Here is a 12,420-nt window from a genome sequence, read left to right as displayed (position 1 = left end):
TTGACCAGTTGCTGCAGCAACAACAGTGTGAGGAGTGTGGGGATGGGCGATACCGCAGCGGAACGGGTAGCCGCGCTGCTTCTGGCATTCGAAAACCCGGGACAGGCAGGAGGGGAACACTCAGTCAGCGAACTTGCCAGGGCAGTGGGCAGAGAGCGCAGCCAGGTTTCACGAATGCTGAAGGCGCTCTCACGAAGCGGCCTTGTCGAACAGGACCCGGACCGGCGCACCTATCGATTGGGATGGAACTTCCGAATCTTGTCCACCGGTGCAGGCAACTATCCGCTCGTGCAGGCCGCCAGACCCGCGCTGCAGGCCCTAGTGGCCAAGACCGGGGAAGTGGCCCTTTTGTCCGTTCAGGAAGGCAACCGGTCACTCACGGTGCTGCGTGAAGAATCGCAGCAATCCCTCCAGGCCGGCGGCTGGGTCGGAAGACGCTCCCCCATGCACTGCACCGCGTCGGGTAGGGCACTGATGTTCGACTTCGACGACGAACACATCGAAACGCTCACGTCTGACGACATGGAAATTCCTACGTCGGCCCCCGGTGCGCCGAAGAACGTGGCTGCGCTCCTGCAGAGGGTCCACCTCGAGCGAACCAGGGGCTACTCCATCGCGTCCGAAGAGGTTGAGATCGGGCTCACCTCCATTGGAACACCGGTTCGTGATCGCATGGGCCACATAGCGGGCGTGCTGAATGTCTCAGCACCCACATCCCGGATCATCAACCGAACGGATTCAATCGGACAACTGCTCATGACGGCATCGAAGGCAATTACCCAGAACCTCGGATCACGCAGAATCTAAGCTTCTCTGTACACCAACCCCTGCTGGCTCCGGGCGGCGGACAACTTGGATTCCAACTGTCCCGCGAAGGGGTTGTGTGCGTACCAGAAGTGGGGTGTGCTCCGCTTAGCGCGCTGCGGCGAGGCGGCCGTTCAGATGTTCTTCCTTCGCATTGCGTGCCACCCGGTCAGGTGAGATGAATGCCCGGGCGATCTGCTCCGCCTGGGTCAGTCCCGCGTCGCGGTTGGGTGCGTTGTGGTTGCCTTCGACGTCGTAGATCAGATGGCTTTCCACGTCGGTGATCCCGCAGTAGGCGAAGGTGCCCACATCGAGTTGGGTCCGCATGGCGTCGCTGTAGCCGTATTTGTCATAGGCGCGCTTGGTCGAGCCAGCGATACCGATCAGGGTGGTCGGGACACCTGGCAGCATGGAGGCGGCAATGTCCTCGGTCCCGCGGTCTTCGACACCTGCGCCGAACTGGTAGGCCCAGCCGCCGGTGAAGACCCGTTCGATCCAGCCCTTCATCATCGCCGGCATGCCCCACCAATAGACCGGATAGACGAAGGCGAGCCGGTCGGCTGCTTCCACGCGGCGGTGCATATCAGCGATGCCCTCGGGGATGGGTCCGCCCCAGAAGTGGGCATGGTCATCCCGTGTGAAGCGGGGATCAAAGTCCTCGGCATGCAGGTCCAGCGTGTCGATGGTATGTCCGGCTTCCTTGAAGGGGCGGTGGAAGGCCTCCAGGACAGCCGACGGGTAGGTTCCGGCGACGGGGTGTGAAAACACGGTAAGCAGGTGCATCTAAGTTCCATTCAAGTAGGTTGCTGCATGCCCATGAGGGCGGAATCATAGGATGGCCGGCGCGCGGCGGCTTCGAAGTTACCGGGCGCGTTCCATCAGGGTTTTGGCTGCTGCCCGTCCCGCACTGACGGCCTCTTCGCCCAGATATGAGGCGGCAGTGACAGCGCCTTCGAAGAGAACCAGGACCTGCCCGACAAGCGTGGGGTCCTGCCTGGATATTTCTGCACGCACTAGCCGGTCGATGAGTTCGCGCAGTTTCCGGCGGTACGAGGAAATAACGTCGGCCACTTCCGGCACGGTGGCCGCCCCCTCGCCCTGGGCCCGGAAAAAGAGACACCCCCTGGCCCCCTCAAGCTGGATCCAGCGATCCAGATCCTCGAACAACCCATCCACGGTGGTGGCGCTGATGCTGTTGAAAAATTTCTCGCTGCGGGACTCCAGGACGGCCGCGATCAGCGCATTCTTATTCCCCACATACTTGTACAGCGTCCGGGTGGAAACCTCGGCGGCCTGCGTCAACGCGTCCATCCCTGTCGCCGTGAACCCGTGACGGTCGAAGGCATGCTCCGACGCAGCAATGATTTCTTCCCTCAAGTTCCGCATACGAGCACTCTACAACGAACGTTTTACCAGATACAACGACCGTTATACACGGCCGTAATAATGCTTCCGCCTGAGCAGTGCTGCCTCCGGCACGCCGCAGGTCAAGCGTTCCCGAGAATTTCCAGATGCAGGACCGGAGGAGGCGGGAATAGGCACTGCTACACTCTGCTCATGATCGGGCTTCCCTTTGCGGGAGACGGACTGGTGCACGCTGCCTTGTTAGGGCTGGGGATCCTCGCAGCTCTGCTGTTCTACGCCTATGAAAAGCGCCGGCGCGGCCTGTCGGACCCCCGGTTGTGGCCCATTGCAGGTTTCGCGATCGCCTTCGGGGCCATCGGTTCACGGATCCTCACATGGGATGTTTCCCGGCAGGTCTCCCTGGCGGACTGGTGGGGCAACGGCGACCGCAGCATCCTCGCGGGGCTTGTGGGCGCATGGTTAGGCGTCCATCTGGGTAAACGACTGACGGGTTACCGCGAATCCACCGGTGATCTGCTTGCACCGGCGGTCGCCTTGGCGCTGGTCATGGGTCGGGTGGGCTGTCTCCTCACGGAATTGCCCGGCACCCCGACCGGGGGCGCATGGGGGATATCGCTCACGCCCGGCCAGGCTGCGATGTTGGGTGGAGTTCCAGAGACAGGGCTCCACCCTTCCTTTGCCTATGAAATCGTCTTCCACGTGGCTGCATTCGCGCTCATGTGGCGTTATCGGGACCGCCTGCCCCGTCCTGGCGACCTCTTCATCTGCTACGTGACTTCCTACGCATTGTTCCGGTTCGGCGTCGAATTTGTCCGCGGCAATGAAGTGCTGTGGCTGGGGATGAGCCGTCCCCAATGGTTCCTTTTGATGATTCTCCCCCTGCTGTTCTGGCGGATGCTGCGGGTATTCGGGGGACCACTCCGCCCGAAGGTGGAAGGAAGAGCGGCATGAGCGATGACAACCCCGAAGAACCCAGGAGCCCACTGCCACCGCCCCGAAAAGAGGAGCCGCCCTCTGAACCAAGGCGCGGCTCCATGCTGCTCGGAATTCTGCTGGGAGCTGTTGCCCTTTATGCCCTCTTCTTCGGGACAACAGCGGGTATCGCTCCGGATGAAGGGTACAAGACCTTCCTCGCCGGGCCTGCAGTCTTCATCCCCATCGGCGTGTATCTCGCCATAGCCGGTGTTCTGGCAGTCCGGCCACGCACATCCCGATTGGGTGCGGGGCTGTTGATCGGTCTGGGGATCTTCACCCTGCTCGGCGGCGGGATCTGCGTCATGGCCCTCTCCCAGATGAGAGGCCAGATATGAACACGTCACCGTTCTCTTCCCGGCAGACGCTGCCCGGCCCCGGCCAGCCGCTGCGCGGAGACCGCATCCACCGGTACGTCACAGCCTTCTGTCCCTACTGCCACGAGGCAAATCCCCCGCTCGCGCAGGTGCGGCGCCTCTCCGGCGTACTGCTGGTCCGCGATGACCGGGTCTGGCTCGAACGCGGCTGTCCGGACCACGGGCTCGTCCGGACGCTTTACGACGAGTCACCGGAAATCCTGCGCTACCTGGAGAAGTGGCAGGCCCCCACCAAGCAGCACATCCCGGACCAGGCCGGCAATTACCGCCAAATACCGGAAGCCTACGCCTACGGGCTGCCCGCGATGCAGACGCAGCACACGTGCCTCCTGCTGCAGGACGTCATCGAGCACTGCAACCTCCGCTGCCCCACCTGCTTCACCGCCTCCGGTCCCCAGCTGCAGGGAGTCGCGCCGCTCAGCGAGATCCTGGCGAATATCGACGCCAGGCTTGCCCGCGAAAACGGGCGGCTGGACGTGCTGATGCTCTCCGGCGGCGAGCCGACGCTCTATCCGCAGCTGGCCGAACTGCTGGATGAACTCGTCACCCGGCCGATCGTCCGGATCATGGTGAACAGCAACGGCATGCTCATAGCCACCGACGACGAACTCCTCGCCCTGCTGGCCAGGCACCGGGACCGCGTGGAGGTGTACCTCCAATACGACGGCCCGTCCAAAGAAGCATCCATCCACCACCGGGGCGGAGACCTTACCCGTTTCAAGGACATGGCCATCGCCCGCCTGTCCGAGGCGGGCGTTTTCACCACCCTGACCATGACAGCGGCACTCGGCGTCAACGACGGTGAGGTGGGCGCCGTCGTCATGAGGGCATTGGAAACCCCGTTCGTGGGTGGGGTTGCGCTGCAGCCGGTGTTCGAGTCAGGGAGGGGCCACGGCATTGATCCCACCGACAGGCTCACCCACACAGGCGTGCTGGAACGGCTCGCGGAGCAAACCGGAGGGGTGGTCTCATGGCACGACCTGACAGCACTCCCCTGCTCCCATCCGCATTGCGCGTCCGTGGGCTACATGCTGAAGGACGACGCCGGGGTCTGGCGTTCGCTGACTGCCCTCATCGGGCACGACCAGTTGCTCGCCTGGCTGGAACTAAATCCCGACAGCATCGCCAACCGCATTGCCGACAGCGCGATCCCGCTCGAGCTGCGCACCCTCATGAAGTCCTCCCTGCTGGACCTGCTCAGCGAGCAGGCCTCGCTGTCCCACCCGCGGACAATGGACCTTTGGAAGAACATCTGCACCCAGTGCGACCTCGGCATCGGCACGCTCACCACACTGGCTGCCGGCAAGCTGCCGGGGCAGCAGCAGCGGCTGCGCAGGCTCCTCGGCGAACGGATCACCCGCATCATGGTCAAGCCCTTCATGGACATGTCCACGATGATCGAGGAACGGCTCACCCAATGTTGCGTCCACGTAGGCACAAAGAGCGACGCCGGCGATCACCAGTGCGCTCCCTTCTGTGCCGTCCAGGCATGGCCGGCCCTGGCCAGGCAACGAATGAGCACAGCCACAGGCCGGGAGCTTCTCCCGGTCCGCCAGGTCTGAGTCAGCGGCAGGTAGGAACGATGGATTCTGCTTCTGATGCCCGGCGCGTTGCCGCCGGGCCATTGCCCTCGCAGCTGGTGCGCGCCAAACGCCCAGGCCGGCATGGACATAAGCCTGACCCTGAAACGGATCCGCAGTCCCCGCCGCCCTTTGATCCACTGCGCCTGTGCATCTTCGCTACCGTTGCCCTGCTCGGCTGGGCAGCGGGTCCGGTGGCAGTGGCAGTGTTCGCGGCCGTCGGCTTCGCGGGCTATTGGAAAGCTCGACGGCGGGGCCTGACGAAGTCGAAGTGCTTCCTCCGCGATACCAGGCTGGTCCTGGCCTATCTGGGCGTCCTTTTAGCGGCTGGGTTGTGGGGGATGTATGCGCTGGCAGCTCACCTGCTCGGCTTTTAGCGCGCACAGCGGTGGCCCCGCCCATTAGAGGCCAATTCTGAGGACATGACTGGTTCGGGCAACGGCATCCCGCCGGGGTTGTCCCGCCGGTTCAGCTGGCATTTCACTCGTTGCGACGTCTCGTTTCCCAAGGGTTATGCGACTTTTGTGCCATGAGGGGCCACTGCTATGTGGCCCCTCATGTTGCTTGCGGTGAAGCATCCAGAACCCTCAGGGTTTGTAAATGGCTACGACAGTTGGTTGATGTCCACTTGCTCAGCTCGGGCCGGCTGAGCCGCGCCTGTCCGTTCGTTAGCGGACTCCTGCTCGGGTGAACGGATTGCCTGCCAGAGGCCGACACCGGCGGTAATTGTCGCCGCGGCGACTGCGGCAACCAGCCAAGCCTTCCGGGCTGGTTTGACAGGTGGGACGGCCCGAGCCGGGATGGCCGCTTCGGGGATGAGCCGCGTTATCCTCTCATGAACCCGCGGCGTTGCAGCTTCCACTCCCCCGGCGAGCTCGTCGGCCAGCGTGCGCAGGCTCGCCTGCAAGCGGGGAGACGCGGCTTCCAATCCGCTGTCTATGCCGGTCAGCATGCGTCGCAACGCCGCTTCGATGCCGGGCGTCGCCCATTCCCTGCCCTTCGCAAGGCGCAGAACGAGAGCATCTTGGAGCTGCCGGGCCTGGGCTGCACGGCTCGTTTCTACCTCAGTACGCAAGAGAACCTCCTGGTTGGATCAGTGAAGCATTGACTGGATTCGTAGCCGCGGGACGCCCCGTCAGAGGCCCCGAGCTGCTTCTGATCTACATAGCCACACACCGCACAGATTAGCAAGCATACTTATGATCGGTGGTGTTTCCCGCGCTCATCAGAATCGAAGATGGCGATCATGATCCGCCGTCGCTGCGCACAATGGCCCCGCACCCAGAATCAGCGCCGGCGTGGCCGCGAAAAACGAACCCGTGTCCTGTCGGCTGAAGGGAAATACCCGGAGGGGCGCGTCCACGAAGAATTGCGGAGCGTTTACCGCCCGCAGGATCGCGTTCCAGGCAAACCTCCTGCCGCCTAAACTACTGCCATGCCTACACGTGTTCACGAGTTTGTCTGGCCCGATCGCGTCGTCATCGGCACCGTCGGCGTTCCGGGCGCGCGCACGTTCTATCTGCAGGTACGCGCAGGGACGGAAATTGTTTCTATCGCTCTGGAGAAGCAGCAATCCGCTCTGCTCGCCGAGAAAATTGACGAGATTCTCGATCAGCTCATCACCGTCGAAGGCAACCGCTTCAGTGTTCCAACCGGGACTCCCATCGAATTGGTCGACAATGATCCGCTGGAGGCCGTTGAGGAGCAGTTTCGAACCGGCGCAATGAGCCTAGGGTGGGATCCGACGACGGCGCATGTGGTCATAGAGGCTTACCCCATCACCGATGTCGACGCTGGTGACAACGGCGAATCCCTTGATCAGGACGGCAATGACGTACCCGAAATGCTGTTGGTGCGGATGCCGGTAGGCGCCGCCCGCGCCTTCGCCAAGCGCACACGTGAGGTAGTAGGCGCCGGACGTCCCATATGCCCGCTCTGTGGTAACCCTATGGACGTCGGCGGACATATCTGCACTCCTCCCGAGGTCTGATGCCGACGCCGTAATTGCGTTGGTGTGTGTAGCGGTGATTGGCCCGATAGAGCGACCCACCTAGATTTTGGCTGGATTGCCCATCGGCGGCGAACTCCGCATTGTCGGTTGCAGTTCTTTGCTGAGTTCTGCAGACAGGCGGTCTCTGGCGGGGTGGCTGCAGCCCGCTATCGGCGCAGATCCTTGGCCGACATCGGTCACGGGCACGGCGCTTGAACGGTTCAACCGTGATGCCTCGCCAATGAGAAGTGCCGTCCCGGTGACGGCTGTCATAGCGTAGGCGGGCCGGTTTTGTCCTGGGCTTGCTGATTCTCGGGTCCGAGGGGTGCCCAAGAGCACCCCGAGCCCGTGCACTCGCCAGCAACTAGCCCCGAACCGGCTGTCGCCCAGCTCCGTCGTCGGTTCCGCGCGCAGCCGGGGCAGTCAGGCGTCCGAGCCTGGGGTGAAGTAGTTGTGGGCGTCGTAATAGGTGATCTTCGGCGCCTCCGGGACTCCGACCTCCTTCGTGTAGGGGCCAATCTGGTCCCTGGCGAACGCGTCGTACTGTTCCCGGGTCTTCCAGAGATCCGTGACGAGTAATCCGTTATCCGTTTCCGTCACCCAGTGGGACAGCGCCCCCTCCGGGCCGGGCCCGCCGCGGGTGAGGCCCATCTTTTCGATGACCTGGTCGTACTGCGCAAGCGTGGCGCCAGTGAATTCCATAATGACAGCCACAGCCATGGCCCTCTCCTTACAATTGGCCGCCGTCCAGTGACGGCGGCAAATGAGCTGATACGGCATGGTTTACGCCGGTCGAAAATGGCCGTCAATAACGAAAAACAAAGGGACATTGGCCAGCCCTTCCGGTTGGCCCAGGCATGTCACACAGCGGGACGTGCTGCGGCGCTGAATCGATTATTTGGGGACCCGGCAGAAGACCCAGCTCCGCCCACGCGGGCAATGGCGGCCCTAGCCACCGACCTGGCGGACGTGCAGCAAGGGTACCGCCCTCAGGGGTGGCCCGCCTTCCGCCTGGAAGACGTCGGAGCTATGAGTCGAGGATCCCAAGGAACGCCATGGTCCTTCCAAGGACAAGATCAGAAACTTGTTCCAGGGGTGGCGGCGGTCCACATGGCCCATTCAGGGTCCTGGCTCCTCAACCAGTCCGCCGCTCGCCCCGCCATAAGGGGGTTCGACAGTGGCAAAAGCCCACAGGCAAGAGCTAACTCTTGATTGGAAGCTGTGCCGACAGTCGCAGCTTCTTGCGTTTCTCCGGATGATCGGCCGTAATGAGATACGACCCGTTACCCCATCGGCCGGCCCCGGGAAGCTCGATTCCTTCGCCCGTATCGCCTTGATTCACGTCAACGTTGGAGCTCTGCCCTGTGGCCGGCAGCGTAGTCTGCAGCCCTCCAGGGATTCAGAAAATGACCTCCTCGTTTCGGCCTCTCCCGCCGTCGTCTTTGAGCTCGCTGGCGGCAATGCGCTCCGCGATCCGCCGGTACGGCATGACCGGCCACAAAATCCCGTCGAGCAAAATTGGTAAGTATGCTTGCTTTCTTTCCCGGCCTGTGGCTAGTGTTGGTGGCTCGGAGCGAAAACTCCGGCAGGGCGATCCCCTCATCTCCTGTGACATCGGAGGCGCAGCGCGCCGTTCCGGTGTACGTAGAACGTCTGCACAAGAAGCTGGACCAAGGACCAAAGGAGCAACCATGATCACCAACGAACATATCGACCGACTGCTCGCCGGCCACGGCAACGTCGTGGGCACCGACGGGGACAAGATCGGCGGCGTGGGCCAGGTCTACGCTGACGACAACGGCGGCCAGCCCACCTGGGTCACGGTCAAGACCGGCCTGTTCGGCACCCGCGAATCCTTCGTTCCGCTCGAGGGAGCACGGGTGGACGGCGATGACATCGTGGTCCCCTACACCAAGGACCAGGTCAAGGACGCCCCGGGCGTGGACCCGGACGGACACCTGGATCCGGCCGAGGAAGACAGGCTCTACCAGCACTACAGCCTCAACGGCGGCGGCCAGCGCACCTACACGGACACCACCACCGGCCGGGACGACAGGGACACCACCATCGCCGGCGGCTACAGGGACACCACGGACACGAGCGCGGACCGGGAATACGATGCGCGCGGAACGGTAGGCCACGACACCTCCGGACCCACGACCGATGACGCGATGACCCGCTCCGAGGAGCGCCTGAACGTCGGCACCGAACGGCAGGCAACCGGCCGGGCCCGGCTGCGCAAGTACGTCACCACCGAGAACGTCACCAAGACAGTCCCGGTCCAGCGCGAAGAGGTCAGGGTGGAGCGTGAGCCGATCACGGACGCCAACCGCGACGCCGCCCTCCGCGGACCGGACATCAGCGAGGAAGAACACGAAGTCATCCTCCACGAGGAACGTCCCGTCGTTGATAAGGAAACCGTTCCAGTCGAGCGGGTCCGCCTGGACAAGGACACCGTCACCGAGCAGGAAACCGTCACCGAAGAGGTCCGCAAGGAACGCATCGACACCGACGAGTTGGACGAGACCCGGCGCTAGCAACTCTGGCGTCACAGGAAGGGCCGCGGCTGCAGCCGTGGCCCTTTCCTTGTGCCATCAACTCCCGCTCGTGGCCTAGGATAGATAACTAGACAATCAAGATTTACGTCTATCGAAGGATCGGGAAGATGCAGGGGCCCAAAACCAACGGCTACTGGTATGAACAGGACACGGAGCACCAGGCAGGGGCAGTAGGGGTACTTAACGCCCTGCGGGACTACCGCGCGTCCGAGGCCGCCATGCGGCGGCGCACCCGCACTTCGATGGGCATGGGCGAAACCGACCTCCTGGCCTTGCGATACCTCCTCCAGGCGGAGGCTGCGGGCAAGACCGTGGGGCCGAAGGAACTCGGCGCCCGCCTGGGCGTCACGTCAGCTTCCACCACCACCCTCGTGGACCGACTGGTCAAGAGCGGCCATGTGCGCCGCGAACCCCACCCCACCGACCGCCGGGCGCTGATCCTCAGGCCCACCCAGGGGTCCGACGACGAAGTCCGGCACACCCTCGGGCTGATGCATCGGCGCATGATGGAGGTGGCGTCATCCCTGTCGGCGGACGAGGCGGGCATCGTCGTCGACTTCCTCCACCGCATGCGCGACGCCGTGGATGCCATCGACGCCTGATCCAAAGGAAAGAGTGGACTTCCAGTTCCGATGCGTTATATAACTAGTTAACCAAGATACATTTATTTCTAACTAGATGCATTGGGGCAACGATGACCGAAGTACTGGAACCCACCAGCGTCAAGTCGAAGGACTTCGCGCCGGGTATGGTGTTCGAAGAATTCCCGGCCGGGTTCGCCGTCGAACTCCCCGAGACGCCGGTACACTGCGGAACCGGCATGACCCTGGCCTCGGGCCCGATCCTTCCGCGGCTCCCCTGGGCCGTGGAAGAGCCCGCGAATGCCGAGTGGGTTTGCGCCTGCGGCTTCCGGATGGCCGCGGCCACTACCGAGGAAACGGATCCCCTAAACGCTGTCCGCCTGATGTCCGCCCGGCTGGAATCACTGCGGTGGGAGCTTGACCATGCGCAGGAGATACTGGCGGACGCAGTACGCAAAGCCATCCGGTGCGGAGCAGGGCCGGCCTCCCTCCGGGATGCAGCCAACATGGACGATGCCGAACTCGAAAGTCTGCTCCGGCAGGGCTCCTAGTGCCACCCAGCAGCGAACAAAAACGCTGTTGCCGGGCGCAGGCCGCCACTTTAAACTCGGGACATCACAAAAGGTTCCCGAATGATTTCTCCGGGACGGCGCCGGTGTTCCATCTCTGAGAAACCACCCCGGGTGACCATCGGAACGCGGTGAGTCCGGCCGCGTTCGCACAATATTGACCAAGGGCTGCACCCTTTGACCCGGAAGCACCACCGATGGCTACAGTTCATCAAAAAAGCCCCGAACGTGAAATCGAACAGACGCTGCACGAGTTACGCCGCCGGCTGTCGGGAGAGCTGATCGAGCCACAGGATCCGCTCTACGACGAAGCCCGGGCGGTATGGAACGGCATGGTGAATGTCCGTCCCCTCGCCGTCGCCCGCGCGGGCGCTGTCTCAGATATAGACGTGGCGCTCCACGCCGCACAGCGCAGCGGACTTCCGCTGGCTGTCCGCGGCGGCGGGCACAACATCGCCGGGCACGGCACTGTTGAGGGCGGCCTCGTCCTGGATCTGGGACAGCTACGGAATGTGAAGGTCGACGCCCGCAAGGGGCTCGTCACGGTGCAGCCCGGCGCGACGCTGGCAGATGTGGACCGGGCGACGGCGGCCCACGGCATGGCTGTTCCCCTCGGGGTGATCAGCGGAACGGGAGTGGCCGGCCTCACCCTGGGCGGCGGCGTCGGCTGGCTGACGCGCACCTACGGGCTAAGCCTGGACAGCCTGGACGCTGCGGACGTCGTAACTGTCGACGGAGAGCATCTGCAGGCCAGCAGACGGGACAATACCGACCTGTTTTGGGGACTGCGCGGCGGCGGCGGGAACTTCGGCGTGGTCTCCTCCTTCACGTTCCGCGCCCACCCGCTGCCGGCAACACCGCTGTGCGGAAACCTCTTCTACCGGCCACCGCATTGGCGGAACGCCCTCGTGGCGTTCGCAGCCTGGACCCGTAATCTGCCTGAGCAGATGAACCCGATCATCTCCTTCCTGGTTCTGCCGCCGGAGTTCGGGATGGGCGACGAGCCGTGGATGCTGATTGGATTCGCCTGGGCGTCCGGGGACCACCAGACCGGCCTGGGCCTCGTTGAACAGCTAAGGGTCCAGGCTCCGCCCGACGAACACGAAATAGGTACTACGTCGTGGCTGGACTGGCAAAGCGCCATGGACACCGTGTTCCCCAAGGGCGCACGGGGCTACTGGAAGAATGTTTCGTTCTCCCGCCTGGACGAGGAGGTGGTGAGCGCGCTGCTCAGCTTCGCCTCCGAAGTGACCTGGCAAGGGACCGGGATCGACATCCACCACTTGGAAGGCGCCTTCGGACGGGTACCGGAGGAAGCCACGGCGTTCCCGAACCGGTCCGCGCGCTTCTGGCTCAACGTTTACGGGTTCTGGAAAGACGCCTCCGAGGACGCCCGGCTCACTGCCTTCGCCCGCAAGGCATACGCCGTGATGCAGCCGTTCTCGGAGCACGGCGAATACGTCAACTTCCTGGGTGCCGAACTCGGGCAGCAGGATATTGAGGCGGCGCGCCGGTCCTACGGGCAGGACAAGTACCGGCGTCTCGTGGCCGTCAAAAACCGCTATGACCCGCAGAACGTGTTCCGCTACAACCACAACATCCTGCCCACCGGTGGCTGATCCGC

Annotated in this window: 14 protein-coding genes; 10 read left to right on the top strand and 4 right to left on the bottom strand. The window is 63.5% G+C overall.

Annotated elements, in window-relative coordinates; all coding sequences use genetic code 11:
* The first annotated feature begins 42 nt into the window (after positions 1-42).
* A complete protein-coding gene (locus BWQ92_RS15140) occupies positions 43-807 on the top strand; it encodes an IclR family transcriptional regulator (RefSeq protein ID WP_076800778.1) in 765 nt (254 codons plus the stop codon).
* A 105-nt stretch (positions 808-912) separates the two neighbouring features.
* Here BWQ92_RS15140 and BWQ92_RS15135 read toward each other — a convergent pair whose 3' ends face one another.
* The gene (locus tag BWQ92_RS15135) at positions 913-1,587 is read right to left on the bottom strand and encodes an NAD(P)H-dependent oxidoreductase (protein WP_076800777.1); all 675 of its coding nucleotides are present in this window, start codon (positions 1,585-1,587) and stop codon (positions 913-915) included.
* A gap of 78 nt (positions 1,588-1,665) precedes the next feature.
* Complete coding sequence (locus BWQ92_RS15130; RefSeq protein WP_076800775.1) at positions 1,666-2,190, bottom strand: TetR/AcrR family transcriptional regulator; 525 nt, start codon at positions 2,188-2,190, stop codon at positions 1,666-1,668.
* A gap of 171 nt (positions 2,191-2,361) precedes the next feature.
* Between BWQ92_RS15130 and BWQ92_RS15125 the strand changes: the two genes are divergently transcribed.
* The 4 genes from BWQ92_RS15125 to BWQ92_RS23595 all read left to right on the top strand — a co-directional run bounded on the left by BWQ92_RS15125 (position 2,362) and on the right by BWQ92_RS23595 (position 5,475).
* Entirely contained in the window at positions 2,362-3,120 is a 759-nt protein-coding gene (locus BWQ92_RS15125) for a prolipoprotein diacylglyceryl transferase (RefSeq protein ID WP_076800774.1), read from the top strand.
* 83 nt (positions 3,121-3,203) lie between these two features.
* The gene (locus BWQ92_RS15120; RefSeq protein WP_236782968.1) at positions 3,204-3,479 is read left to right on the top strand and encodes a hypothetical protein; all 276 of its coding nucleotides are present in this window, start codon (positions 3,204-3,206) and stop codon (positions 3,477-3,479) included.
* On the top strand, positions 3,476-5,080 hold the full coding sequence (locus BWQ92_RS15115) for a radical SAM protein (RefSeq protein ID WP_076800770.1): 1,605 nt from the start codon (positions 3,476-3,478) through the stop codon (positions 5,078-5,080). The genes BWQ92_RS15120 and BWQ92_RS15115 overlap by 4 nt, the downstream gene beginning before the upstream one ends.
* A gap of 20 nt (positions 5,081-5,100) precedes the next feature.
* Positions 5,101-5,475 (top strand): hypothetical protein, encoded by a 375-nt coding sequence (locus tag BWQ92_RS23595; RefSeq protein ID WP_157365167.1) that lies wholly within the window; start codon positions 5,101-5,103, stop codon positions 5,473-5,475.
* Positions 5,476-5,702: 227 nt separating this feature from the next.
* Here the strand turns inward: BWQ92_RS23595 and BWQ92_RS15105 are convergent, their stop codons facing one another.
* On the bottom strand, positions 5,703-6,173 hold the full coding sequence (locus tag BWQ92_RS15105; RefSeq protein ID WP_076800769.1) for a hypothetical protein: 471 nt from the start codon (positions 6,171-6,173) through the stop codon (positions 5,703-5,705).
* A gap of 360 nt (positions 6,174-6,533) precedes the next feature.
* Here BWQ92_RS15105 and BWQ92_RS15100 point away from each other — a divergent pair, with 360 nt between their 5' ends.
* Complete coding sequence (locus tag BWQ92_RS15100; protein WP_076800767.1) at positions 6,534-7,088, top strand: DUF3090 domain-containing protein; 555 nt, start codon at positions 6,534-6,536, stop codon at positions 7,086-7,088.
* Between the two features lie 423 nt (positions 7,089-7,511).
* Here BWQ92_RS15100 and BWQ92_RS15095 read toward each other — a convergent pair whose 3' ends face one another.
* Positions 7,512-7,808 carry a hypothetical protein gene (locus BWQ92_RS15095; protein WP_076800765.1) on the bottom strand — a complete coding sequence of 99 codons (297 nt, stop codon included), beginning with the start codon at positions 7,806-7,808 and terminating at the stop codon, positions 7,512-7,514.
* A gap of 971 nt (positions 7,809-8,779) precedes the next feature.
* Between BWQ92_RS15095 and BWQ92_RS15090 the strand changes: the two genes are divergently transcribed.
* The 4 genes from BWQ92_RS15090 to BWQ92_RS15075 all read left to right on the top strand — a co-directional run bounded on the left by BWQ92_RS15090 (position 8,780) and on the right by BWQ92_RS15075 (position 12,415).
* A complete protein-coding gene (locus BWQ92_RS15090) occupies positions 8,780-9,625 on the top strand; it encodes a PRC and DUF2382 domain-containing protein (protein WP_076800763.1) in 846 nt (281 codons plus the stop codon).
* A gap of 128 nt (positions 9,626-9,753) precedes the next feature.
* Complete coding sequence (locus tag BWQ92_RS15085; RefSeq protein ID WP_076800761.1) at positions 9,754-10,248, top strand: MarR family winged helix-turn-helix transcriptional regulator; 495 nt, start codon at positions 9,754-9,756, stop codon at positions 10,246-10,248.
* 92 nt (positions 10,249-10,340) lie between these two features.
* Complete coding sequence (locus BWQ92_RS15080; RefSeq protein WP_236782967.1) at positions 10,341-10,778, top strand: hypothetical protein; 438 nt, start codon at positions 10,341-10,343, stop codon at positions 10,776-10,778.
* A gap of 215 nt (positions 10,779-10,993) precedes the next feature.
* On the top strand, positions 10,994-12,415 hold the full coding sequence (locus BWQ92_RS15075) for an FAD-binding oxidoreductase (RefSeq protein WP_076800759.1): 1,422 nt from the start codon (positions 10,994-10,996) through the stop codon (positions 12,413-12,415).
* Positions 12,416-12,420: the final 5 nt, after the last annotated feature.

Origin of the sequence: Arthrobacter sp. QXT-31 (assembly GCF_001969265.1) — a bacterium.
GTDB lineage: Bacteria > Actinomycetota > Actinomycetes > Actinomycetales > Micrococcaceae > Arthrobacter.
The sequence above is the reverse complement of the archived record's forward strand: the minus strand, read 5'-3'. Positions and strand labels throughout refer to the sequence as shown.